The 25,059-nt window shown below is 64.5% G+C and carries 15 protein-coding genes; 7 read left to right on the top strand and 8 right to left on the bottom strand.

The window, feature by feature from the left end; translation table 11 throughout:
- The first annotated feature begins 21 nt into the window (after nt 1–21).
- Nucleotides 22–1,560, top strand: a complete 1,539-nt coding sequence (locus tag GY769_05865) for a multicopper oxidase domain-containing protein (protein MCP4201446.1) — start codon at nt 22–24, stop codon at nt 1,558–1,560.
- Nucleotides 1,561–3,429, top strand: a complete 1,869-nt coding sequence (locus tag GY769_05860) for a GNAT family N-acetyltransferase (GenBank protein MCP4201445.1) — start codon at nt 1,561–1,563, stop codon at nt 3,427–3,429.
- 58 nt (nt 3,430–3,487) lie between these two features.
- Here the strand turns inward: GY769_05860 and GY769_05855 are convergent, their stop codons facing one another.
- Both GY769_05855 and GY769_05850 read right to left on the bottom strand, forming a co-directional pair.
- Nucleotides 3,488–3,631, bottom strand: a complete 144-nt coding sequence (locus GY769_05855) for a hypothetical protein (GenBank protein ID MCP4201444.1) — start codon at nt 3,629–3,631, stop codon at nt 3,488–3,490.
- On the bottom strand, nt 3,628–4,866 hold the full coding sequence (locus GY769_05850) for a TonB-dependent receptor plug domain-containing protein (protein MCP4201443.1): 1,239 nt from the start codon (nt 4,864–4,866) through the stop codon (nt 3,628–3,630). Before GY769_05850 ends, GY769_05855 begins: the two co-directional genes overlap by 4 nt.
- Nucleotides 4,867–5,054: 188 nt before the next feature.
- Between GY769_05850 and GY769_05845 the strand changes: the two genes are divergently transcribed.
- The 3 genes from GY769_05845 (at nt 5,055) to GY769_05835 (ending at nt 11,413) form a co-directional block, all read left to right on the top strand.
- On the top strand, nt 5,055–5,873 hold the full coding sequence (locus tag GY769_05845; protein ID MCP4201442.1) for a Crp/Fnr family transcriptional regulator: 819 nt from the start codon (nt 5,055–5,057) through the stop codon (nt 5,871–5,873).
- A 464-nt stretch (nt 5,874–6,337) separates the two neighbouring features.
- Nucleotides 6,338–9,346 (top strand): TonB-dependent receptor, encoded by a 3,009-nt coding sequence (locus tag GY769_05840; GenBank protein ID MCP4201441.1) that lies wholly within the window; start codon nt 6,338–6,340, stop codon nt 9,344–9,346.
- A 60-nt stretch (nt 9,347–9,406) separates the two neighbouring features.
- Nucleotides 9,407–11,413: a tetratricopeptide repeat protein gene (locus GY769_05835; GenBank protein ID MCP4201440.1), complete on the top strand. Its 2,007-nt coding sequence runs from the start codon at nt 9,407–9,409 to the stop codon at nt 11,411–11,413.
- A 20-nt stretch (nt 11,414–11,433) separates the two neighbouring features.
- On the opposite strand, the gene GY769_05830 is transcribed toward GY769_05835, so the two are convergent.
- Genes GY769_05830 through GY769_05820 form a run of 3 tightly spaced genes read right to left on the bottom strand, consistent with a single transcriptional unit; the run spans nt 11,434 to nt 16,773 of the window.
- Nucleotides 11,434–13,185, bottom strand: a complete 1,752-nt coding sequence (locus GY769_05830; protein ID MCP4201439.1) for a hypothetical protein — start codon at nt 13,183–13,185, stop codon at nt 11,434–11,436.
- A gap of 38 nt (nt 13,186–13,223) precedes the next feature.
- A complete protein-coding gene (locus tag GY769_05825; protein MCP4201438.1) occupies nt 13,224–15,065 on the bottom strand; it encodes a hypothetical protein in 1,842 nt (613 codons plus the stop codon).
- A 4-nt stretch (nt 15,066–15,069) separates the two neighbouring features.
- Nucleotides 15,070–16,773, bottom strand: coding sequence for a VWA domain-containing protein (locus GY769_05820; GenBank protein MCP4201437.1), 1,704 nt, complete (start codon nt 16,771–16,773; stop codon nt 15,070–15,072).
- Between the two features lie 202 nt (nt 16,774–16,975).
- Here GY769_05820 and GY769_05815 point away from each other — a divergent pair, with 202 nt between their 5' ends.
- The gene (locus GY769_05815; protein ID MCP4201436.1) at nt 16,976–17,956 is read left to right on the top strand and encodes a tetratricopeptide repeat protein; all 981 of its coding nucleotides are present in this window, start codon (nt 16,976–16,978) and stop codon (nt 17,954–17,956) included.
- 64 nt (nt 17,957–18,020) lie between these two features.
- Here the strand turns inward: GY769_05815 and GY769_05810 are convergent, their stop codons facing one another.
- The 3 genes from GY769_05810 to GY769_05800 form a co-directional block, all read right to left on the bottom strand.
- Entirely contained in the window at nt 18,021–19,241 is a 1,221-nt protein-coding gene (locus GY769_05810) for a PLP-dependent transferase (protein ID MCP4201435.1), read from the bottom strand.
- Between the two features lie 168 nt (nt 19,242–19,409).
- Nucleotides 19,410–21,530 (bottom strand): TonB-dependent receptor, encoded by a 2,121-nt coding sequence (locus GY769_05805; GenBank protein ID MCP4201434.1) that lies wholly within the window; start codon nt 21,528–21,530, stop codon nt 19,410–19,412.
- A gap of 174 nt (nt 21,531–21,704) precedes the next feature.
- On the bottom strand, nt 21,705–22,583 hold the full coding sequence (locus GY769_05800) for a hypothetical protein (GenBank protein ID MCP4201433.1): 879 nt from the start codon (nt 22,581–22,583) through the stop codon (nt 21,705–21,707).
- A 665-nt stretch (nt 22,584–23,248) separates the two neighbouring features.
- Here GY769_05800 and GY769_05795 point away from each other — a divergent pair.
- A partial coding sequence (locus tag GY769_05795; GenBank protein ID MCP4201432.1) for an HDOD domain-containing protein occupies nt 23,249–25,059 on the top strand: 1,811 nt, incomplete at its 3' end.

Raw genomic sequence — 25,059 nt, 5'->3', positions numbered from 1 at the left:
CCGCTCGCTTTCTCTAACTAGATACACCGGCGACGGTTTCTGGACTTGTCTGCCCGTTCGCTCGTGGCCTTGCTCGCGGTCCCCGCCGGTCGGGCCCTTGGCCTCGAGCGACGGCTGGAGGCCCTTGCGGGGGAAGCTGCCGCGATCGCTCCAGATGTCAAGCTCACCCTCAAGGCCCGGCCGCGCAGAGTGGCCATTTTGCCCGGCGCCCGCACTCCGGTCTGGTCTTTCAAGGGCCGAGTCCTTGAAGGCGGCAAAGATCGGCTCGAGTCGATCCCGGGCTCGTACCTGGGACCGATCCTGCGGCTCGACACCGGCGACCGCGTGGCGCTCACCTTCAAGAACCGTCTCGCCGAGCCGAGCATCGTGCACTGGCACGGCTTGCACGTGCCGGAGGCGGCCGACGGCCACCCGCGACTGGCGGTGGGACCGGGAGATAACTACCACTACTCGTTCGAGGTCCACAATCGCGCCGGCACCTACTGGTACCACCCCCATCCCCATGAGAGAACCGGCCCGCAGGTCTATCGGGGCTTGGCGGGGCTGATCATCGTCAGCGATGCCGAAGAACGAGCGCTGGACCTTCCCCGCGGCGACTACGACGTTCCCCTGGTCATCCAGGATCGAAATTTCAACTCGACGAACGAGCTCCGCTATGACGGCAATGCCCGGGTCGGCTTCCTGGGCGAGACGATTCTCGTCAACGGCCGCCCCGACTACGTCCTCGACGTCGACAGCCGCCCTTACCGCCTGCGACTGCTGAACGGCTCCAACTCGCGGATCTACAAACTCGAGTTCAGCGATCGGACACGGGTGCGGGTCATCGGCACCGATGGTGGTCTGCTGCGCAAGCCGCTCAAGCGGCCCTATCTGACACTGGGTCCGGCCGAGCGGCTCGAGCTCTGGGTCGACTTCGGAAACCGAAGCGCCGGAGAGGAGCTCGTGCTCCGCAGCCTAGAGTTCGACCACGGCGGTTTCGGCATGGGAATGACGGGCGGCGCGCTCCCTCAGGGAGCGACCTTCGACGTCATGCGCTTCCGGATCGCACGTGAGGTCGACACTCCTCAGCCCGTCCCCAGGCGGCTTTCGAGATTCCCGAAACTCAAGCTTGCCGACTCGGTCAATGCCGACCGGCCGAAGAAGTTCCGCTACCGCATGGATGCCGGGCGCTGGACCATCAACGGTCGCACCTTTGAGATGGAAGCCGTCGCGAAGGAAGAAACATGCGACCTTGGCACCCAAGAGGTGTGGGACGTGGTCAATCAATCGGGCGATTCGGGTACCGGCGAGGGCGGCATGCTCATGCCTCACCCGGTCCATCTCCATGGGCAACAGTTCCAGGTGATCGAGCGCTCGGTGCCGGATCGCTACCGAGCCGTCTGGGACACGGTCGCGGACGGCTATGTCGACAAGGGCTGGAAGGACACGGTGCTCTTGATGCCGGGGGAGCGCGTTCGGTTCTTACGTCGCTTCGACGATTATCGCGGGCTCTTCCTGCACCACTGCCACAACCTCGAGCACGAGGACGCCGGAATGATGCGCAATTACCGGGTCGTCTAGATGTCGCAAATCAACTGGCAGAAGCGCTTCGCGGACAAAGTGACCACCGCGGCCGAGGCGGCCGCGGTGGTCAAACCCGGTAACCGAGTGTTTGTCGGGTCCGGAGCCGGCGAGCCCCAAGCGCTGGTCGAGGCCCTGTCGGCCCGCGACGATCTCCAGGACACCGAGATCGTTCACATTCTGACTCTTGGGGTGGCGACGTACGCGGAGCCCCGATTGGGCAACCGTTTTCGTCACAACGCCTACTTCATCGGTCCCAACGTCCGCGATGCCGTCCGGGAAGGTCGCGCCGACTACACTCCCATCTTCCTTTCCGAGATCCCCAGGCTCTTCCGGTCCGGTCGCGTGGTGATCGACGTGGCAATGATCGAAGTCAGCCCGCCCGACGAGCGTGGCTACTGTAGCTACGGCGTATCCACGGACATCGTCAAGGCCGCGGCCGAGTCTGCCGACTTCGTGGTGGCCGAGGTCAACAGTCAGATGCCACGAGTGTCCGGGGATTGCTTTATTCACGCCGACAAGCTCGATCTGATGGTTCCCAGCGACCTGCCGATTCTCGAAGCGGTCCAGGGGCAGCCGGACGAGCTCTCGAAACGAATCGCCCGTCACATCGCCAATCTGATCGTCGACGGCGCCACCCTGCAGCTCGGCATCGGTACCGTTCCGGACGCCGTCCTCCACTACCTGACCGATTTCAAAGACCTGGGCGTCCACACGGAGATGTTCAGCGACGGCCTCATCCCCCTGGTCGAGCAGGGCGTGATCAACAACTCGAAGAAGACCTTGCACAGGGGCAAGATCATCGCGAGTTTCGTCATGGGCTCGCGCAAGCTCTACGATTTCATCGACAACAACCCGCTGATCGAGTTCCACCCCACCGAATACACCAACGATCCGTTCATCATCGCCCAGAACGAAAAGATGATCTCGATCAACTCGGCTATCGAGGTCGACCTCACCGGCCAGGTTTGCTCGGATTCGCTCGGCAAGATGTTCTACAGCGGTATCGGCGGGCAGGTGGACTTCACCCGCGGGGCTTCGAGGTCCAAGGGTGGGAGGCCGATCATCGCGTTGCCGTCGACGGTCAAGGGAGAGACCGTCTCGAGGATCGTGCCTACCCTCAAGCCGGGCGCCGGGGTCGTGACCAGCCGCGGCGACGTTCACTACGTCGTAACGGAATACGGCTCGGCCTATCTCCACGGCAAGACCGTCCGCGAGCGGGCGGTGGCGTTGATCAACATCGCTCATCCCAAGTTTCGCCCCTGGTTGATGGCTGAGGCGAAGGAGAGGCATCTGGTCTACGCCGATCAAATCGAGCTGCCCATCCGACCTTCGACGTATCCCGAAGAGTTGGAGCGCTGGCTGGAGCTCGAGGACGGCTCGCGCGCTTTTCTGAGGCCGCTCAAGCTCTCCGACGAGGGCCTGGTGCGGGATCTCTTCTACAAACTCTCACCCGAGTCGATCAACTACCGGTTCTTTCAGCTGATCAAGACCATGCCGCACGAGAAGTTGCAGCAGTTCCTACGGATCGACTACGAAGCCGACATGGCCCTGGTGGTGCTCACGGGTTCAACCGACGAGGGGGCCCAGATGATCGCCATCGCGCACTACCTGAAAGATGCCCACAGCAACTTCGCCGAGGCGGCATTCCTGGTGCGCGACGATTGGCAGGGCAAGGGCATCGGCACCCGGTTGATGACCGCCCTGGCGCAGGCCGCGCAGATCCAGGGCATCGCCGGCTTCACCGCGGACGTGCTGGCCGACAACAAGAAGATGCTGCGCGTCTTCCACGGCTGCGGTTACGCTCTGGAAAGCCGGCTCGAGGGGAACGTGTACTCGCTGAGGATACCGTTTCGCCAGCCGGGCTGAGCTGGCCGGGACTGTCACCCCGGGTCTGCGGCACAAAAAACCTGGTGGACCATCCCGGCTAGGCCACCCTCTCGAGGCCCTTACGGAGCCTCTTGAGCTTACGCTTGCGCTGCTTCTTGCTCAGCGCCGCCAGCGCCGGACAACGCCTGCAGGCCTTGGCCTTGCGCCGGTACTTCTCGCAGCAGCTCGATTTGAGTTTCATCTAGCCGTGTCCCTGCGACCCTGAAAAGCCGAGCGAAAAGCCGAACAGGACGGCTTGCGGCCGGCCCGGCCTGAGCCCGGCTGGGCGCCGGGCCGCGACGCCTCGAGGCCCTTGACCTGCACCTCTCCACCATTGAATTGATTGCCGGTTCCCTGCCCACCGCTCGAAACGGTGTCGTTGCCCAGCAGGTTCTCGTAGTCGTCGGTCGCGGTTAGGTTCCAGCGATCTCTCGGCTGGAGGTAGTAGCTCAGCTGGATCTGCTCGTGATCTGTCGTGATCCGGTCGCCAGCCGACGAGGAGTACCGCCGGAAGGGATCGCGATCGAAATCCTCCTGCGTGAGTCCCAGATAGGTCTCGTTTCCGACCTGTTCGGTCTTGCCGAGCTTGACTTCGAGGGCCTGATAGACGCGGGCTCCGATGGGACTGCTGAACCGGAACTTGCCCATGTAATCGTCGAGGTCGAAGCCCGTGCCGCCCCTGCCGACCCTGTCGACCCTGTCTCCACTACCGCCACCTCCGTCGATCCGCTTGAAACCGTCACTCTCGAGTTGGAAGGTCTCGACAAGCCAACCGAAGCGCTCGCCGGAATCACCTACGCTCGCCCGGGCGCGCGCGAACCCCTCCTGCCCCACGCTGAAGCTGACGCGAGCTCGCATGGAGTCCGGAATACTCGCCGACAGGTAGTTGATCGCTCCGCCATTCGTGTAGGGCCCCTGCCGTATGGCGCCCGAGCCCTTCAGAATCTCGAAGCCCTCCATGCGCCCGGCCGTCGGCGAGTAGTAGGCCGAAGGGGCGGCGTAGGGAGCCGGGGCGATGAGTACACCGTCCTCGAGAAGAGTGATCTTCTGACTGCGCTCGACTCCGGTGCCTCGAATGCCGATATTCGGGCGCAAGCCGTAGCCGTCTTCCTCCTGAATGTTGAGCCCCGGCGTCTGACGCAATACCCGGTGAATGTCCGAGTACTCTTGCCGCTCGAGCTCCTCCGCGGTGATGACGTGGGCCGAGCCGGGAATGCGGCGAGCCTCCTCGGGTGTGCCGATCACCAGGAGCTGCTCGAAGAGCTCTTCCGGCTCGGCAGGGCTGTCTTGCGACGAACCGGCTGCCGCTGTCTCCGACGGGCGCTCGGGCTCGCCGTTGACATCGGCGAGCACACGCGGCTCGCCTGCCAGCAACGCCGGCAGTGCCAGCTGTGCCAGAGCGAGAGCGCACCGACCAATCTTGCGGGAGGTGATCATTCGTCTTGTGACGCCTATCAAGAGCGATCGCATCGGAGCGGACCAGCCCGCCCCGGGATGACGTCCCGAGCTTTGCGGCTCTCGGGCCCAGTGTCATTGATCTAGGTCAAGCGCGGCCCAGCGCGCTCCGGGGCCGGAGCCCGGCCGGGGCTTGAAAAATCGGACTAAATCGGTCCACAATCACCTCCATGTGCATCGCCTGCGTGGACGACCACGCCGCTGAGCTGGTCTGCGAGGAACGCCTTCCGGACTACCTGAGGCAAACCCACCTGTTCCAGGACCTCACCGATCGGCAGATCGAAGAGGTCGTAGCCGGCACTCGAATCACCAACCTCGAAGACGGCCATGGCCTCTTCAGCCAGGGCGACTCGGCACGCTGGTTCTACGTCCTGCGGGCGGGGCACATAGCCCTTTTCCGGCAGTCGGCCGAGGGTCGCGAAAGCATCATCGCAATCGTCGGCCCGGACGAGGTTTTCGGCGAAGAGCTCCTTTTTTTGGAGAGCGCCAGCCACGACCTCAACGCCAGAGCCGTGGGCGAGTGCACTCTACTCTGCATCGACCGGCAGCGATTTCGCTCGTTTCTGAAAAGCTCGCCGTCGCTCGGCTTCCGCCTCATGGGTACCTTGTACCGACGGCAGAAACTACTTCTCGATCACATCGAGCGACTGACTCTCCAGGACGCCACCCAGCGACTCATGGCCTATCTGCTGGACCAGGTCGGTGACGACGGCGGGCCGCAACGCCTGGAGCTGGCGCTGCCCAAGGGCACTCTGGCCGCCCACCTCTCAATCCAGCCGGAGACCCTGTCCAGAATCCTGACTCGGCTCAAAGAATGTGACTACCTGCACGAGGAGGGGGACGCTCTGATCGTACAAACCGAAGCGATGCGGGCGGGTCTCATGTGCCAGAGATGCGAGCAACGCTGGGGCTGCCCGGGTCCTGGGCGACTCTACCGAGACCCGGGTGCCGAAGAAGCCTCTTCAACCACCGCCACCGCCGCTCGGTAGAGGCCCCTCAAGCCCCCGCCCGAGGGGCGGCGAGCCCTGGCGATCGACCGACGCGGCGGCAAAAGGAAGTCGGCACCCCTACCCCGCCGGGCGGGACTCTCGCCGGCACGAACAATTGGCTCCTTCCAGTTGGCGTCGGGGGGTGCAATTTCTTGAATCGAGCCGGTGCATCCAATTGAATCGCGCCTCAGAACGGGGTTCTTGCGCCACTGGCTAATCCTTTCCTAGCAATGCAGATAGCAAGAAAGCACTCGCGCCGATTAGAGGGCACAGCCTATGCAACTCTCACCATTGTGATGTGGCGACGGCTACGAAGGCCCGTGCATCCGGGCGGGATATCACCTGCCCGACCGTGCTGGCAGGTTGCGGATGTTTGTGAAAGACTGTAGGTTGCATAATAAATTACAAAAGCAGGGGGATGGACTCTCTTGCTTCCAATCGTTAACCAAGAAAGGAGAACGATCATGAGGAGGAACTCAGGCTTCGTGGCCGCCGTGGCGACGCTACTCCTGGCGATGCCACTGGTAGCGCCGGACGCGTTCGGCCAGACCACCGGCCGCATTGAAGGCCAGGTGGTGGGGGTCGAAGGATCGGCCTTCCCCGGAGTCACGATCACGGCGACCAGCGATAGTCTGCAAGGGCCGCGCGTGGTCGTGACCGACTCGAACGGCAACTTCCGCTTCCCGACGGTGCCACCGGGCGTCTACACCATCAAAGCGGAGCTCGATACCTTCACCACTCTGGAACGCGAGGGGGTCAAGGTAGGTATCGACCGGACCGCCACGATCGCGATGCAGATGGCGCCGGCGACGGTTTCGGACCAGATCATCGTCACCTCGGAGACACCCCTCGTCGACACCCAGAGCTCGTCGTCAGGTGTCAACATCACCGACGATCTCTTCGACCAGATTCCGCTCGGGCGCGACTTCTACAAGGTCGCCCAGGTCGCCGCGGGGACCGGTGAGGACCGCGAGGGAACCACGATCTCCGGCGCGACCAGCGTCGAGAACCAGTACATCGTCGAGGGTCTCAACACCACCGGCGTCGAGCTGGGGCAACAGAAGAAGGCGCTCAATTTCGAGTTCATCGAAGAGGTCCAGGTCATCACCGGCGGCCTGCCGGCCGAGTACGGCCGGATCACCGGTGGCGTGGTCAGCGCCATCACCAAGTCCGGCGGCAACACCTACAAGGGCGATGCCTTCGGCTACTTCGAGGATCCGGATCTCAAGGCCGACAACTCCACTCAGGGTGACCTCCGGGACGACGCCTTCCAGGTCGTCGAGATCACCGACCAGCAGGACATCGGCTTCGACCTCGGCGGCTACTTCGTCAAGGACAAGCTGTGGTTCTTCGGCGCCTTCAACCGGGTCGAGAACACCGAGAGAAAGACGCTCATTCGAGACATCCCGGTGCCCGGCGGCAACGTGGCCGGCGATACGGTCGACACCGATTTCGAGACCGATCTCTGGGCCGGCAAGCTGACCTGGAGCGCCAACAGCAGCAACACCCTGACGATGTCTGCTTTTTCCGACAAGGGTGAAGAGGCGGGTGACGTCGCCAACTTCGACTACCAACAGATCGACGGCCCACCCAGCACCTATCTGGGTAACCGGGAGTTCGGCGGCACCGACTACATCGGCCGCTGGGACGGCGTCTTCGGATCGTCCTTGGTGGCGGAGGCCGCCTTCGGCACGCACAACGAGGAAGACAAGATCAGTGGACCCGGCAAAAGCATCGTTCATATCATCGACCAGTCCGTATCGGGTAGCCCGACCTCGGGCGGTTTCGGTTTCCACCAGGACACCGAGTTCGAGCGCGACGTTTTGAAGCTCAACGTCAGCAAGTTCCTCGGCGACCACGAGTTCAAGCTCGGCGCCGACGAGGAGACCGTGTCGGCGGTCAACGCCAACTGGAACGGTGGCGCCGGCCAGCGCATCTATATCCGGCCCCTGCGAACGGACCAGCAGCACTATCGTCACCGCTTCTACGTCGACGACGAAGCCCCGGGCTTCGATGCGGACGACCCGTCCACTTGGACGCTGCTGGCGCCTCTAGTGTCGACGCCTGAGACCACCAACACCTCGTACTTCGCCCAGGACAGCTGGCGGGCTACGCCCAACCTGACCGCCAACATCGGCGCACGCTTCGAGCGTCAGGAGATCGGCGACCGGTTCGGAGTGAGCCAGATTGACCTGGACGACAACTGGGCGGCTCGGCTCGGAGTCGTCTGGGACGTCAAGAAGGACGGTCGAAGCAAGCTGTTTGCGAACTACGGCCGCTACTTCCTCAGCATCCCGATGGACATCAACATCCGGGCGTTTGGCGGTGAGGTGCAGTGTTTCTGCTACAACTTCTCGCCCGATCCGGCCGACTTTGCGCCCGATCCGGATGCACCCGAGAATTCGAGGCTGCTCGGCGCCGGCGGCACGCCGGTCGATCCCTCGCTCTCCGGTCAATACGTCGATGATTACCTGATCGGCTTCGAGTACGAAGTCCGGCCCGACTTAGTCGTCGGTGTGCAGGCCAGCTACCGCGATCTCGGCCGAGTGGTCGAGGACTTTCTCGTCGTCGAAGAGGGCGACTACTTCATCGCCAACCCGGGCGAAGGCCTCGGCACCGCGGTGACCTTCTACGACTACTACTACAGTGCCCAGTACAACTACGGGGTCGACTACGGTTTCCCGAACGGTGACCCGATCACCGACTTCACCGCCCCGGTCACTTCGCCGACGCGTGAGTACACGAGCGTTCAATTCACCGCGCGCAAGCGTTTCTCCAACAACTGGCAGCTGCTCGGCAACTATGTCTGGTCGCAGCTCGAGGGCGACTACGACGGTGCCTTCCAGGTGTCCACCGGACAGCTGGATCCGACCATCAACTCGGCGTTCGACTACGCCGATTTCCTGGTCAACGCCGACGGTGACCTGTCGCTCAACCGCGAGCACCAGTTCCGCGTCGACGGCAGCTACCGGTTCAGCGAGGGCAAGGCGGACGGTTTGACGATCGGAGCCTCGGCTTCGTTCAAATCGGGCTTCCCGCTGAATGCCTACGGCTACAGCTCGGCTTACAACAACCACGAGCTGTATCTGGTGCCACGAGGATCGCTGGGTTCAGGTCCGGATCTCTATGAGATCGACGTCCATTTCGGCTACCCCGTGAAGGCGGGCAACTTCGAGGTCAACTTCCTGCTGGACATCTTCAACCTCCTGGATCGCCAGAAGCCTTTCCGGCTCGACGAGCGGTTCAACCGGCCTGAAGATGGTCACTGTGCGGACGATGGCAATACGACCGGCATCGATCTCGACCTGTGCAACAACATGGGTGGCATCCGCAACGTGACCGGCACCCTCGACGCGCTGGGGGCGGTCAATCCGGGCGATTCCACCAACCCGAACTTCCTCACCAAGGCGTTTCGCAGCACCGATTACAGCGGGCAGCGAACGGCTCGGATAGGAGTACGTTTGAGCTGGTAATCGCGCACTGACAGCGTGATATAAGGGGTCTCCTCCGGGAGGCCCCTTTTTTTGCACTCCGTGAAGAAATACCACCTCCCGAACCACCCGCGAGCTGCACTCGCTCGACGCGCTCTGCTGGCCTGCCTGCTCGTGATCGGCTCGCTTCAACTCGGTTGCGGAGCCCCGGACGAATCCGATCCGTCCCGAGCGGTGGCTTCCTCGATCGCCACGATCGCCCGTCAGGCGAAACCAGGGAACCGGGTCATCTTCGTCGGCCTCGACGGCGCCGACTGGTCGCTGCTCGATCCCTACATGGCCAAGGGCGCGATGCCCAGTCTCGAGCGCCTGGTCGACGAGGGACAGGGCGGCGTGCTCTGGTCGCTGCGACCGGCTCTCTCGCCCTTGGTCTGGACGACCATAATGACCGGCACCAGCCCGCTCGAGCACGAGGTACTGGACTTCGCCCGCTTCAACCCGGTGAGCGGAATCAAGGAGCCGATCACGGCGGATGAGCGCAAAGTTCCGGCGATATGGAACATGCTCACCTATGCCGGCAAGAGCACGACGGTCCTCGGGCTCTGGGCCACCTACCCGGCCGAGCCGATTCGCGGACTGGTCGTGTCCGACCGCCTGTTCTCGTTCCTCTTTCACGAGGACGAGCCGCCGTCGGGAGTCGCCTACCCGCCCGGGCGCGAAGCCTGGGCGCGGGCGGCACTCGAGCGCGCCGAAGAGACGGTCGATTTCGACCGGCTGTCCGAGTACCTGCCGTGGCTCTCGCGGGCGGAGTTCGAGGGGCTTCGTGGTATCGACGACCCCTACTCGCACCCGGTGAGCGCGCTGCGCCGCATCCTGATCGAGACCGAGCTCTATCACGCGCTGGCCATGGACTCGCTCGGCGACGAGCAAGCGGATCTCACCGTGATCTATCTTCAGGGAACGGACTCGATCGGCCACGTGTTCGCTCCGTACGCTCCGCCGCGACAGCAGGAGGTCACGGCCGAGGACTACCAGCGCTACAACCGGGTCCCCGAGCTCTACTTCCGCTACGTCGACCGCCTGCTGGGTGAGTACCGCGCCCGGGCCGAGGCCACCGGCTCGATCCTCATGCTCGCCTCCGACCACGGGTTCAAGTGGCACGAGGGGCGCCCCACGCATCTCTCCAGCTTCGCCGGGGCGACCGCGGCCAAGTGGCATCTACTCAGCGGCATTTACTTGCTGTGGGGCCCCGGCGTCGAGTCCACTCAGGGTCACGGTGGCCAGGGCAAGGTGGCTCAGGTTTGTGCCACCCTGATGGACCTTCTCGGCCTGCCCCCGGGGCGGAGGGTGACCGGTCCGTCGCTTCTCGAGAACGGCTCGGATGACTCCGAACCGATCGACTACCGAAGTCACTATCGGCCGGTCGAAGGAGTGGCCGTCGACGCCGCGGTGGCCGAGAGGGAGCTCGACAAGCTCCGCGCCCTCGGCTATCTCGGTACCAGCGAAGCCGAGAGCGCCGAGCTCGAGCGAACCGATCTACAGCCGACTTGGACCTCCGGCGCCTACAACAACGCCGGCCTCCTTCTCCGAGCCGAAGGACGGCCGGAGAAGGCACAGGAGGCCTTCGAGCACGCTCTGGACAAGGATCCGAATCAGGCCTCGGCGCTGTGGAACCTGAGCGATCACCTCTTCCAGGACGAACGCGACGTCGATCGCTCGGACGAGCTCCTGATACGAGCTCTCGCCAACGGTCTCCCCGAGGGCGTGCAATACCTGGTGGGTCGAGCGATCGGCTACCAGCGTGCGGACCAAGTCGAGCGTAGTCTCGCCCTTCTCGAGCGTGCCGTGGAGGTACGCCCCGACGAGTCCGAATTGTGGCTGTTTCGGGGCCGCTACCGCATCGGTGCCGGCGCCTGTCGGGATGCCCTGACCGACTTCCAGCAAGCGAGCCGGCTCGCGCCTGAGAACCCGGCGATTTTCGCCTCGGTGGGGGTAGCGCACCTCTGCCTGGAAGAGCCCGCAAGCGCAGCCCGCGCTTTCCGGCAATCACTCTCTCTGGACCCGAATCAACCTCAGGTGCAGGCCTACTTGCGACAACTACAGCAATAGCGCCTGGGAGGGCCAACCTGCTAGGGCGGCTTCTTCTGCGGGCGGACAAGGGGAGCGACACTGCCACCCCAACTGCCCGTGGTGAGCTCCTCAACCACGACCACCACGGCACCCGTGTCAGGCGGCAGGGTCACGTGAGCGGAGTGCCCCCAGTGCGCTCCCTCTCTCAAATCCTGCTCCCACACCACCTCGTGATGGACGAAGGGCACCCGCTCGGGAAAGTAAATCGCCGTCGTGACCCGAAGAGCCGCGCCGTCGAGGCTGCGTCGTACCGCGTCGAGCGGAGCGAGATGAAGTCGGGCCGCAAGCGTGGCACCGCGATCCTCCGTTTCCGCGGAGTCGAACAGGACCATCGACTCGAGCTCGAGATCTCCCAGCCGCCGCCCCTGAGCGATCAGCTGCGCGCGATTCAATACCACCTCCTCCGGGGTTTCGGAGCCCACCCAGCGAGGCGCCTGGATCTTGAGACCGGGGCGCTTGGCTCGGACCTGGAGGCGGTGGATCCTGCCGTCCGGCAGTCGGGAAGCCTGGTAGGTCAGACGAATCCGGTCGGCGAGGTTGGTCACCGCGTTCTCCAACTCCTTCTCACTGGTCAGGAGCTCGCCGCCCGAGTCCCGCGCGAGCTGGAGAAGGGGCTCCAGGGGCCTCGACATCAGGAACCTAGCAGCGCCGAGGGAGCTCGTCCTCTGACCGGAGCCGGCGTCCTGGACGACCGAGGTCCCGCTCTCGCTCGCCGGGGCCGCCATCCCCGCCCCGAGCTCTCCGAGAGCAACGCCGACGATGGTCCAGTTGCTCCCCACCAGCACCCGCGCCATTTCCTCCGTCAACGATCCGAAGGCCAGCTCCTGGAGCTCAGGGGAGAGCCTCGACTCGAGCCGCTCCTCCACCCCCGCCAGGTAGAAGTCTCGCGGATCGACGTCGTAGCCGTCGCTGACCAAAATCAGCGCCCGCGGGCTCTTGGCTCGGTAGCGAGCGAGGTGGCTCAGCAACAGATCGCGCCGCGCCTGGATAATCGCCCTTTCCTGCAGTAGCGCTGAGCGGATCTGCAACTGGCGGCCACCTTCATCGGTCTGCCGAGCGGCCTGTCGCCTCGCCAGACTCTCGACGCTCCCCGGTCTCCCCGCAGGCGCAGTACTGCCCCCGACCCCGCCCGGCGAGCGCTGCGAGCTGATGGCCTCCTGATCGGCGATCGTCCGCAGGTACCTGCGTCGGACGCCCGCGACCTGAGACTGTCCCCGCACCTTTTTGGCGACCCTGGCGAGCGCCGTGCGGACCGCTCCCGCGTCACGCGTCGCTGCCTGAAGTATCGTGACCGACTCCTCGGCCAGGGTAACCTCCACCAAACCGAGGTCCGCCAGCCGCCCGGCCTGCTCCGCGAGATTCAAAGCCGCGATCTTGACCGCCCTTCGGCCGCAAAGAGCCTGATCGAAGTAAATGACGGTGTGCCAATCGCGCTTGCGAGCCCCTTCTTTCGCAGCGGGCGGCGCGCCCGAGTGAGCTTCAGTAGCAGGCGCTTGCGAAGCACTCTCGACTCCGATCACCGGTTGAATGACGCCGTCCTCCAGGACTTCGAAGTCGTCCGGTCCGAGATCCGCCGGCAGCCCGCCGCCCTGGTCTCGGACCAGAATGAACAGATCGACGGCGGTAACGGCGATTCGCTCCGAGAACGAACCGCCCTTCTCTCCCTCGTCCTGCGCAGCGGCCCCGGCCAAGAGCGCGCCGAAGCACAGACCGACCGCGGTACCCGCCGCGCAAAGCCTCTTGCGTCTCATTTCAACACCTCTCGAGAATCTGAGTTCCGTCCGTCGAATCACTCCCCTTTGGGGCGGACGAGTGGCGCGACGCTACCGCCCCAGCTGCCGCTGCCGAGCTCTTCGACGACGACCACGACCCCGCCGGCGCTCTGAGGAAGGCTCATTCTTGTGGTGTAGCCCCAATTATCTCCTTCGCTCAGATCCTGAGCCCAGTGCATGGAATGGTGAACGAAGGGGTCGCGGTCCGGGAAATAGACCGCCGTCGTCACTCTGAGAGTCGCTTGCTCCAGTTCGCCGCGCACCGGTTCCAGCGGGACCAAGTCGAGCCGCGCAGCCACAGTGGCGCCGGGATCGCCGTCTCTCGCCGAGTCGAACAGAACCATCGCTTCGAGACGCAAGTCGCCGATCTGACGACCTTGAGCGATCTGCCGGGCGCGGCTGAGAGCGATCTCCTCCGGCGTCGCCGAGCCGACCCAACGCGGCGCCTTGATCTCGACGCCGGGGCGCCGAGATCGCACCTCGAGGCGATGGATCTTTCCGTCCGGTGGCCGCGGCGTCTGGTATGTCAAAAGAACTCGCTCGTTGAGCCCGGAAACTGCGGACGGTACGCCGCGCGGGTCCGTCAACAGATCACCGCCGGTAAAATCCGCCAGCTTGGCGAGGGGCTCCAGCGGCGCCGACAGCAAGAAGCGAGGCAAGCTCTCGGACGGCGAGCGTTCACCGGCATTGAAACTGTGGCTGATGGAACGCCCTCTCTCGCTGGCCGCGCCCGACAGATTGGCCTGCAGATCTCCCAACGCCAGACTCAAGGTCGTCCACCCGCTGGCGGCGAGCAGGCGAGCCATCCTATCGGTCATGGGCCCGAAGCTCGCCTCCATGAGCTCAGTGCTCAAGCCCGAGCGGATCTCCTCGGGAACACCAGCAAGATAGAAGTCTCGAGGGTCGCTGTCGAAACCGTCGCTTACCAAGAGCAACGCCCGCGGTCCACTTGCTGGATAGACGGCCAAATGCTCGAGCAAGAGATCTCGCTGGTGGTCGATGACGCGAACCTCCTGCTGCAGAGCGGAGCGAATCTGCATTCGCCGACTGCTGCCGTGCTCTCTGCCGAGGCTTCGCCTCTCCGGAGGCTGCAAGCTCGCCGGCCCTCCGGAGCTGGCACCAGCCGACCCGGGGGTGCGGTTTCCGCGGATGACACCGCGGTTGCTAACCTCGGCCGCCAACCGGTCATCCAAGCCTTGAATGTATCTGCGTCGGATTTGACTCACCGCCTCGCGACCGGGGTTCTTCCTACCGGCTCGCACGAGGGCCTGCCGGAGAACCTCAGGGTCGCGGGTGGGTGGCTGCAGGGTCTCGACAGCCGTGGTGGCGGCAACGATCTCCACTTGCCCCAGGTCGGTGAGAGCCTGAGCTTGTTCGGCAAGAGTGCGGGAAGCCGCCTTGATGGCGCGCCGCGAGCAGAGAGCCTGGTCCAGATAAATGACGATTCTCCATTCGCGGCCTGCGCGCGCAATGGCGACGGCTCGTTCACTCGGAGCTATCTCAGCCATGGGCTCAGCCAATGGCTCGGCCAACGGCTCGGCCACTGTCTCGACTAGCGGCTCAAATGCTGGCTCGGCCGGCGGCTCGCCCAGCAGCTCGAGCCCGATGACGGACTGCGAAACGCCATCCTCGAGAACTTCCAGATCCGCGATTGCGAGGTCGGCGGGAAGGTGGCCGGACGCGTCGCTGACCTGGAGTACGATGCCCACCGCGGTAACGTCGACTCGGCTCCCGACCGAACTCTGAGGCATCTCGCCGGCGCTCGCCGAGCTCGCGAGAAAGAGAAGCTGGCCGATGACCGGGAATGCGGCAAGACGCAGCCGGCAGCAAACGGTGATGGGCTGGCGGGCACCGAACATCTCTCTAGCCCTCTCCGACAACCAGGTAGCGGCTGACAAACGAGCTGGTGTGGCCCAGGTCGTCGCGCAGCCCGATCGCTACCTTGTGCCGGCCGGGTCTCATCACGAGCTGGGTCTCGTAGACCAGCGACTCCTCGAGCGCCGCTTCGAGATGCTCGCTCGGAATCCGGATCGGAATCGGCGCCTGCTCCACCGGTGAGATCCCCCCCTCCTCGTCCATGGCCGAGATGAAGACTCGCACTCGGGCTCGGTGCTCGCCTCCCTGGGGAATCAGAACGACCTCATCGAACGGCACGCGGACAAGCAAGGTTACCAGGTACAGCCCATCCTCTCGTCGCCGCTGAGCTCCCAGATCGACTCCGACACGCACCGGGTTGCTGTCGACCCCGTAGAGCAAAGCGGAGGTCGTACCGTCCACCATGTGATTCTCGACGCTCTTCGACCGATAACCCTCGCGATGGCGGACCCGCAAGTCTTCGCGCCGCACCCGAACCTCGATCTTGTGAAACCGGCCGTCGCTGGCGTGGGCCGGCCGGAAGCCGAGCGAGTAGTACGACGTGAAATCGCCGGCGATCCGTCGCAAGCCCGGCCCGACGTCGTTGGTATTGACCACGGCCAGGCCGCCCGTGGTATCGGCGAGAAAGCGAATCGGACTCTGCAGATTCGCAACATGCAGCGCGTCGATGTCGGGGCCGATCGTCTCCCAGCCGCCGCCCTTGCGCTGGATCGCGTCGGCTCCGTACGTCCGCAATCCGCTGGCGTCGATCGCGTAGAAAGTGACCCGGTTGGCGTTCGCGGTGGCGGCCAGCTCCTGAATCCGGCGCGACGCATCGAAAGCACGGACTTCGCTCAGAACCGACACGTCGTCGCTTCTCTGCTGGACGGCATAGAACAGCTCCTGAGCCGGAATCATCGGAAATCCGTCGCTGACATGGAGAATCGCCTTGCGCCCCGGCAACCCGGACAGAGGCCCGATGAAGTTCTTGAGAGCGTCGATCGTGAACGAAAGGTCGTTGGCGACCGACTGCGCGTGTTGGCGGATCCTATGGATCAGCTGCGTAGTGTCGCCGGCATCGCTGTTCTCGATCTCGTCCAGCAGATCTCGACGCTCTGCGTCTGCCCTCGTCAAATGCCCACTCGTCGACTCCATCTCGACAAGTGCCTCGGCGATCGACGCGATATCGCCCGTGAACGGACGTTCCACCTTGAGGAATCGATCATAGGAGACCAGCATCACCTGGTCCCCTTCTTCTACGTTCTCGAAGAGAAACGTCCGCACCCGGCCCAGTACCCGATTGCGGTCCAGCGGGCGAACGTTGAAGTTATCGATGAACACGACGAGGTGAAGACGTTGGTCCTCGAGCCGGCGCGGAACCGGCCGCGGCTTGTCGCGTTCCGGTACCGCGGGCTGTACTGGTGGCGCGGCAGCCGTCGCCGGACCGGCTTGGTCTTCGGTCTCGCGCGCGTAGAAATTGGTTACTTCTACCTGACGACCATCCTCGTAGATCTCGAAGTCGTCGCGCGTCAGCCCGCCGACGTGTGTCCCTTTCTTGTCGGTCACGATGACCTCGACATTGACGACGTTGACCTCGACCGTCTCCACAAACGTCTCGCCCGGGTCTGCGGGCGTGGGCCGGTCTTGTCCGGCAAGGCCGGGCGACACCGACAAGATGAAAGCGACGGTCCACGAAACCGGGAGTTGCTTCATCTGGTTCCCTCCGTGCCGCTTGCGCGAGGAATGCGTGCACGGGGCCTCGACCGGCGGCTAGAAAAATCCTAGCACGCCCGACTCCTGTTCTTCGCGCCGAACAAAGAGGAACGGGCTTCGCCTATACTTTCCCGGGGGCCGGATTTCAGGGAGCCGTCCAGCAGGTCTGGATACCCCCTAGGTTCCACGGAACGGAGGATTGATGAGAGGAATAGCAAGAGTTCTTGCCATCTTGGCCGTCGGCTCTCTTGCAGTCGCCACACTCCAGGCGCAAGCACCCGGCAGGCTGTCAGGCGTCGTCTCGGACGAGACCGGAAAGCCGCTTGCCGACGTCCAGGTCACCGTGACCGACCCGGAGGTGTCGTCGTTCAGTCTGTCGACGAAGACCAACAAGAAGGGGAAGTACGCTTTCTTGATCAAGGACGTCACCAGGCCCTACTTGTGCCAGTTCGAGAAGGAAGGCTTCCAGACCTTGGAGCTGACGATCAAGATCCCGTTCAACTCGAATCTCGAGAAGAACCTCACCATGCCCTCGCTCGAGTCTCTGCAGGCCTCCGCCGCGAACTTGCCCGCCCCGACCCCAACCGAGTCCGAAACCGGCTCGGTGCACGTCAATCCGGCAATCCTCGTGTTCAACGAGGGAGCGGCAGCCGCCTCTGCGGGCGATCTCGAGACCGCCGAGCAGAAGTTCGACGAGGCGATTACCCTGGACCCCGATCTTCCCGAAGCGCATGCCGCCCTGTCGGCACTCTGGCTCGCAAGTGACCGGTTCGCCGAGGCGGCCACGGCCGCGGACAGAGCGCTGGAGCTCGAGCCCGGGAACATCCGGGCCATGGAGATCCGCTACCAGGCACACAAAGCCCTGGGCAATGAAGCGGAGGCCGCGCAGGCCCTGGCCGAGCTCCAGGCAGCCAGTCCGGAGGCCGCGCAGCTTGACCGCTACAACCGCGGAGTCGGCCTCTTCAACACCGGCGCGATCGAGGAGGCCAAGTCGCTTTTTCTCGAGGTTCTCGAGCTCGACCCCGGACACGCCCGCAGCCACTACATGCTGGGAATGTGTCACGTCAATTCAGGCGACAACGCCAAGGCCAGGGAGCACCTCGAGCGGTTTCTCGAGCTCGCTCCCGATGACGCCGATGCAGCAAGCGCCCGAGAGATGGTGCGCTATCTGGGGGGAAGCTAACCGGCTTCGCACCCCGGGCCCCTTCGCCTCATACAGGATCGGCTGCTGAACCCAAGCGCCAGCGTCAGGCGGAGTCGAGTCCGGCCGCGACCGGCGTTTCCACCAGGGAATCGAGCGCGGCTTCCAGGTCCTCGACCAGATCCTCGGTGTCTTCGCAGCCGACCGCCAGGCGGATCAGGTTGTCGGTGATGCCGGCTGCTTCCCGGGCCTCGCGGGACATGCTGGCGTGGGTCATCGAGGCCGGATGCTCGATCAGCGTCTCGACACCTCCCAGAGAGACGGCCAGGGTCGCGAGCTTGACCCTCTCCATCAGCAGCCGACCGCTCTCGAGGCCACCTCTCACGCCGAAACAGAGGATGGCACCCGGCCCGTCCATCTGCCTGGCAACCAGCTCGCGCTGCGGGTGATCGGCCGCTCCCGGGTATCTCACCCATTCGACCGCCCGATGCGCGTGGAGCACATCGGAGATCGCCGACGCGTTGAGCTGAGCTTGCCTCACTCGCAGGCCCAGCGTCTTGAGCCCCCTATGCACCAACCAGGCCTGATGCGGATCGATGCAGCCGCCATGGTGGTTGAGCACCCCACGGATCTCTTTGCGTTGACTCTCGGTCGAGGTGATGATCATCCCCGCCACCACATCGGCGTGGCCGTTCAGGAACTTGGTCATGCTATGCACCACGACGTCCGCCCCGAGCTCCAGAGGTCGCTGCAACACCGGCGTCGCGAAGGTGTTGTCGACCACCAGCAGGAGGTCTTGCCGACGCGCGATCTCGGCACAACCCCTGATGTCGGAGAGCCTTATCGTCGGGTTCTCGGGCGTCTCGATGTAGAGGATTCGGGTCTCCGGCCGCAGTGCGGCCACTATGTTGTCCAGATTGGACGTGTCTACAAAACTCGACTGGACCCCGAATCGGCGAAAGTGCTTCTCCACGACAACGCGGGAAGGCCCGTAAACCGAGTCGGTGCCGACCAGGTGAGCTCCGGCCTCGAGATAAGTGAAGAGAACCGTGAAGATGGCCGCCATGCCCGAGCTCGTCGCCAGCCCGGCATGGCCGCCTTCCAATGAGGCCACCGCCTCTTCGAGGGCCGCCACGGTCGGATTCCCCATGCGGGTGTAGATGTAGCCGTCAGCGGTGCCCTCGAAACGAGCCGCGCCCTGCTCCACGGAATCGAAAACAAAGGTAGACGACTGGTAGATCGGCACGGAGACCGCGCCGTGGAGCGGATCCGGTCGAGCGCCCGCGTGCACGGACCTGGTGTTGAAACCGCCTTTTGACTCTCGCATTCTCGGGCACCTCCTGGATCGGTCGACAGACAGAGCCAACGACTATCCTAGGCATTCCGGCCGCGGCAAGAACCGCATCGGCAGGTGGGCCTACCCCACTCGAACGGGCGGTCAACGTCTTCCGATGCCGAGGGCTCGAACCGGCGGCGCGCTCCTGCGCTCAGGTCTCTAGCGCTCCCAGCTCAAACCCAGCGACGGCATGATCCCGAACCAGGACTCTTCGTTGAAGACCGGAGTGTAGCCTCCGTCCGGCTGCTGGACCCAACTCCAACCATCGATCTCGATGCCGCGCAGATTGTTCTGGTCGTAGAGGTTCTGAACGTCGACGAAGAAGGTCAGGCGCCCGTTTCGGAGCCGAGTGACCCGGCTCGCGCGAAGATCCAGCCGATGGTAATCGGGCCAGCGCTCGGCATAGAACGGGCCGACTGTATAGGCGAGGCGCCCCGAGCCGTCGGGCTCCCTCACCCACTCGCCCGAGACGTCGGTCGCCGGCCAACCCGTGTGGAACAACCATACCCAGTTGAGATTCCATTTCTCGCCGACGTGCCAGTTGGCGTTAGCCGTGAAGGCGTGGGGTTGATCGTTCGAACGCAACTGCTTGCGCCCATCGACCTCATCCTCGATCGACGAGAACGTGTAGCTCAGCCACCAGTTGAGCTTCCTCCGCACCGGGCTCCTGAGGTAGGTCTCGACGCCCTCTGCCAGCACGCTGTCAGGCGCGATCCGGATGAGGTCGGGCGCGACCTCGGCGATCGGCTCGAATGGGTTGAAGAGCGTCTCGTAGCGCGGCCGAGGATCCCTGACTTCACGCCGGTAGGCATCGATCCGGAGGCTGTAGCCCTGAAACCATCGTTTCTCGAAGCCCAGGTTCAAGTGCTCGGCACGCTGGACCGGATAAAACTCGGTCTCGCCGAACTCGACGTCCAACTCGTGGACTCTTTGAGACTGGTAGAAATGCCCCCAGCCGGCGCGCAGCACGCTCTCTTCAGCCAGCTCCCACACCAGATTGAGCCGCGGGCTCGCCTGGCTGTCGTCGGCGAGAGTCTGCTCGTCGTAGCGCCCTCCAACCTCCGCCGTCAGGTGCTTGCCGATCCGAGTCCGATCGGCGATCCAGAGCGAGTACTGCTCGCCGCTTTCGACACCCAGGTAGCGAGTGGTTCGCACCGGCGGCGGAAACCGCGGGTCGTCGATGAAGTTATCGTCTTCGATCTCGTTGAAGTAGTCGTAGTCGGCATCACACGAGCGCGCTTGGAGACCGGCCTTCAAGTAATGACGATCAGAGGCTGCGATGCTCCAATCCTGGCGCAGATCCAGCACGTCCAGTACGCGGTCATCGAGCATGTCGAAGTGCTCCGCGTACTCGCTCCATAAGATCGATCGATCTCGATCTACGCGGGCCGCCGAGACGATGCTCTCGACCACGGTCTTCGAGCCCAGAATGGCGCGATGGCTCGCGCCCAGTGTCGAATTGCCGTAGGCGGTCCGAAGCGTGAGCTCCTCGGCACCGTCCACCTCATCGATGGTCAGGCTGTCGTCCGCGCTCAGCAGCTTGAAGGAAACACTGTGACTCGGGTTGAGGTCGTAGTCGAGCTTGGTGAACAGATCCCAGTAGCGTGGCTTCCACTCGTCGTCGTCCGACTTGCCCTGATCCTCTCCGACGAAGTTCATGATCAAGTCGAGGTAGCCGCGCCGCGCCGAGCTCAGCCAGCGCCCTTTGTCCTCGGCAAAGCTGCCGGAGCCTCCCACCCACAGATTGGAGAAGCTCACCCCGAGATTCGTGCGCAGCTGTGACGGCCGGCTGGTGGTGAGATCCAGAACACCGCTCATCCGATCGCCGTACTCGGCCGGGTAGCTGCCCGGGATGAGATCGACGGCGCCGATCACTTCGGGATCCAGAATATTAAATACGCCTTCGAAGTCTTCGAGATGAAAAGGCTCGAAGAGCTCCAGGCCGTCGAGCCGCACGAGCAGCTCTTCGTGGGGGCCGCCACGGACGTTGAAGCGGGCCGAGAAGTCCTTGCTCGAGATCCCCGGGAGAATCGAAACCGCCCGAAACAAGTCGTCGCCGAAGTGCGGCAACTCCATGATCTGCTCACGGTTCAGATCAACCACGGTGACGGGCTCGTCTCTGAGCAGCGAGTATCGGGCCGTGACCACGATCTCGTCGAGGGCTACCGGAACGGCGGTCTCCTCGGGAGTCTCCTCCTCGGCAAGCTCCTGCGCCGCCACCGGGCCGGCCATCACCACCGTCAGAATGCAGATCATCGACAAAAGCTGGCTGGTTCTCATCCTGTCCTCCTCGGCGATCCGAATTAGGCTCTCTACGGGTAACGCGCTCTTCAGGCGGCGACTCCGCAGGCACGGTCGCTATGACCCGGGCACACGGAGCCTCACCGGGGCGGAGCCCGGATACCCGGACGGTCTCCGCCGATTCCCCCGCTGACGAAGCGCTCGGGACTCCGGCTAGGCACCGGCCCGCGGTCGCGCCCCACCCTCCCACCACCGCAGCACTCGCAACGCTCTCAGCGTGTTCCACCTCGACGACCGCCGGATCGACTCCATCTGGAACCAGTAACGGGCGCGATAGCGATACTCCAGAATCCAGCGTCCGTCGTGGCGCCGCTTGCTGCGCAGCAGCCCGATCGCGTCGCCCAGGCGCGTGTCCCTGGGCGCGTCGACCGAGCGGAAGTAGTCCAGCGCGCGCAGGATGTCGAAGTGCCATTGCGGCGGAAAGGCGAGGCGCAGGAAGTCTCGCTTGATCACCTCGCCGGTGCGATGCGAGCGAAACAGGCGGTGCGCGAGCAGAAACTCGCGCCCCCGTCGCTGGGCCGCGCGCACGACGCCGAGCTCTCTCGCCTCCCTCGCCCGATGCCGCTCGTAGTACAGCAGGCCCTCGAGAGCCAGGATGGTCGTGTTCATCGACGAATGCGTGGCGCCCTGCGGCCGCTGGCAGTTCCAGCCGCCGTCGGCCATCTGTTCCTCGAGTAGACGGCTGGCGATGATGTCGAGGCGCTGGTCGTCGAAACGAAACCAGCTCAAGATCGAGAGCACCATTCCGGTCACGCAGGTTTCGGACCGCCCCCAACCGAAACCGATGCCGCCGTCGCGGTAGAGGCCCCGATCGAGCAACAGCTCACAAGCCCTGCGTGCCTGTCGATTCCCCGGCGGCAGCCCCAAGTCGCGCAGCAACAGCATGGTGTAGGTGGTGGAGATCCATTTGGGCGAATACATCCGGCCGGCCCAGGTACCTTCGGGGTCCTGCAGCGCGAGCAGCCGGGCTCCCCAGCCCTCGGTCGCCACCCTGCGCTGCTCTCGGGCGAGAGTGCTGGCCGCCGTTTCCATCAGGTCCCGGCGCACCTGCCAGCGGATGGCCGGGTCGCCGGCCAGCAGCCAGGACAGGGTCGACCTTGACACCGATTCAGCAGCCACCGCCTGATTCTAAGCCTCCGGTTGGCTCTCGGGCGTGGGGCCCCAAGGAGCCGAGCTCAAAAACTGCGCACGCTCGACAGGGAGGCAACGTCCGCAGGATCGGAAAAATCGACCGCCAGATCCAGCTGCGATCTTCTAAAGGCCAAGCCGAGACCGAAGGCCAGGTGCAGCTCGTCGGTTCCAGGCCGGAACAGCGAGCGCTCGACGGGATCCTCGGTGGTCGCGCAGCTGCGGTGATCGGGATCCGGCAGGGTTCGTGAAGGCCGCGGTCGAGTCGTCGGCCAGGGCGGCGAAGGCCCCACCCATCCCCAGGCTTCGGGCACCCGGGTTGGAGAAGCTGAACTGGAAGGTCACCAGTCCTTCCGCACCTTGGCCGAGCCGGCCGACCTGCAACGCGTGTCAGGGCAGGGGCCGCTGCCGCCCCTCGGGGTGGCAGCGGAATCTCGATGGCCGAACAGGCACAGGCCGATCGACTCGGGAATAGCGCTCAGACGGCCGGACCCGGCTCTTGCGGACTCGAGGCCTGAACGTCGCGCTCACCGGTAGAGGCCAGGTAGGCCGAGGACCGGGGGAATCCGATGAACGAACCCGTAAGCCGTCGCCGCCGACTGGGTCGGGCCCTACGGGCCCGGCTGTGCTCCCGGCGTCTCCCACCCGCTCTCGCGATCACCGCCGTCGTCTTGACGCTTCCCGCCCTCGGTATCGGCTGGCAGATGGACGACCATTTCCAACGGCTGGTCATGTTGGAGAGGGGCGCGGGAGATCTGTCTCCGATGGCGGCGTTCTCGGTCCTCGACGGCGACACCGAGCTCAACCGACACTATCGAGACCTGGGGTACCTCCCGTGGTGGACGCCCGACGACTTCCGCCTCGCTTTCTTGCGGCCTCTGGCGATCGCGACCCTGTGGCTCGACTACCAACTCTGGCCGGATTCCTCGACGCTGATGCATGGGCAGAGCCTGTTGTGGTTCGCCGCCCTGGTCGCGGCCACGGCGCTCCTCTATCGACGCATCATCGAACCGGCGTGGGTCGGCGGTCTGGCCGCGCTGCTGTTTACCCTGGACGACGCCCACGCGTCACCCGCTGCCTGGCTGGCCAACCGCAATGCGCTTCTGGCCACGCTATTCGGCGTGCTGTGCCTGGTGGCCCACGATCGCTGGCGTCGCGACAACTGGAGGCCCGGCGCCTGGATCGCTCCCGTTCTTCTGGCCCTCGGTCTGCTCTCCGGCGAGATCGCACTCGCAACGACTGGATACCTCTTCGCCCATGCCCTCTTCCTGGAGCCGGGAGGACCCCGTCGGCGCGGTCTCCGCTCACTCTGGCCCTGCGCGGTCGTGGTCGCCGGCTGGGCCGCTCTCTACGTCGCCGGCGGTTATGGCGCCTTCGGTTCGGGGCTCTATCTCGACCCGCTTCGGAGTCCGGTGGCCTACCTCCAGGCCGTGTTCGAGCGGGCGCCGCTTTCACTCATGGGTCAGTGGACGCCGTTGCCGGCCGAGATCGGCGCCCTCCTGCCGCCGGACGCGAGCCACGTCTGGTGGCTCGTGGCCGTCGTATTGGCCGTCATCGTCCTCGCGGCCCTGGTGCCCGAGCTGCGCGGTGACCACACGGCCCGCTTCTGGGGCCTCGGCATGGCGCTGTCTCTCTTGCCTATTTCCGCGACCTTCCCGTCCAACCGTCTGCTTCTGTTCGTTGGGCTGGGTGCTATGGGACTGCTGGCCCGTTTTCTCGAAACGACGCTGGCTCGGGGTTCGAGCACCGGCGGTTGGGGCCGTCGCTTTCGGCTGGCTCTCGCCTGGGCATTCGTCGTCTCCCATCTCGGACTGGCACCCCTTCTCCTGCTCGCGGGGCCGGCAGGCATCCAGGCGTTGGGTGACCCGATACGCCTTGCCGCCGCGAGCCTCGGCACCGACCGTCGAATCGCGGAGCAAGACCTGATCGTGACCAACGCCCCCGACTACTTGTTGTTCGTGACCAACCTCCCGACCCTGCAGGCCCTGGAAGGCCGCCCGATCCCGCGGCGAATCCTGGCACTATCGACAGGACCGACGCCTATCAAGCTGTCGCGATCGGGCGAGCTGACTCTGCGGGTAGAGCTTGAACGGGGCCTGTTCGCCGGCCCGCCGGGCCGCCTGCTTCGCGACCCGGAGTCTTCGTCCACGGAGATCGCCGCACGACTGGAGATGGATCCGGGGATGCACGTAAAGGTCCTGAAGACGGTGAACTCCGCGTCTTACGGGCTGTCGACCGAGGTGAACAGTCTACTGCAAGCGACCAACTTGCTGGGGCGCGCGCGGTTGGAATCCATCGTGGTGGCCATCGCCGTCAAAGCCGTCATGCCGAAGCTGGAAACCAGCGAGTTCGACCTGGCCGGGTTTTGGCGTTCGGCGGC

It is taken from the genome of bacterium (genome assembly GCA_024224155.1).
In the GTDB taxonomy this organism is placed as follows: domain Bacteria; phylum Acidobacteriota; class Thermoanaerobaculia; order Multivoradales; family JAHEKO01; genus CALZIK01.
The sequence above is the reverse complement of the archived record's forward strand: the minus strand, read 5'-3'. Positions and strand labels throughout refer to the sequence as shown.

What these genes read in the sequence shown, in the direction of transcription:
- GY769_05860 (MCP4201445.1), top strand. Translation starts at nt 1,561, where the DNA reads ATGTCGCAAATCAACTGGCAGAAGCGCTTCGCGGACAAAGTGACCACC.
- GY769_05855 (MCP4201444.1), bottom strand. Translation starts at nt 3,631, where the DNA reads ATGAAACTCAAATCGAGCTGCTGCGAGAAGTACCGGCGCAAGGCCAAG.
- GY769_05850 (MCP4201443.1), bottom strand. Translation starts at nt 4,866, where the DNA reads ATGATCACCTCCCGCAAGATTGGTCGGTGCGCTCTCGCTCTGGCACAG.
- GY769_05845 (MCP4201442.1), top strand. Translation starts at nt 5,055, where the DNA reads ATGTGCATCGCCTGCGTGGACGACCACGCCGCTGAGCTGGTCTGCGAG.
- GY769_05840 (MCP4201441.1), top strand. Translation starts at nt 6,338, where the DNA reads ATGAGGAGGAACTCAGGCTTCGTGGCCGCCGTGGCGACGCTACTCCTG.
- GY769_05830 (MCP4201439.1), bottom strand. Translation starts at nt 13,185, where the DNA reads ATGAGACGCAAGAGGCTTTGCGCGGCGGGTACCGCGGTCGGTCTGTGC.
- GY769_05825 (MCP4201438.1), bottom strand. Translation starts at nt 15,065, where the DNA reads ATGTTCGGTGCCCGCCAGCCCATCACCGTTTGCTGCCGGCTGCGTCTT.
- GY769_05820 (MCP4201437.1), bottom strand. Translation starts at nt 16,773, where the DNA reads ATGAAGCAACTCCCGGTTTCGTGGACCGTCGCTTTCATCTTGTCGGTG.
- GY769_05815 (MCP4201436.1), top strand. Translation starts at nt 16,976, where the DNA reads ATGAGAGGAATAGCAAGAGTTCTTGCCATCTTGGCCGTCGGCTCTCTT.
- GY769_05810 (MCP4201435.1), bottom strand. Translation starts at nt 19,241, where the DNA reads ATGCGAGAGTCAAAAGGCGGTTTCAACACCAGGTCCGTGCACGCGGGC.
- GY769_05805 (MCP4201434.1), bottom strand. Translation starts at nt 21,530, where the DNA reads ATGAGAACCAGCCAGCTTTTGTCGATGATCTGCATTCTGACGGTGGTG.
- GY769_05800 (MCP4201433.1), bottom strand. Translation starts at nt 22,583, where the DNA reads ATGGAAACGGCGGCCAGCACTCTCGCCCGAGAGCAGCGCAGGGTGGCG.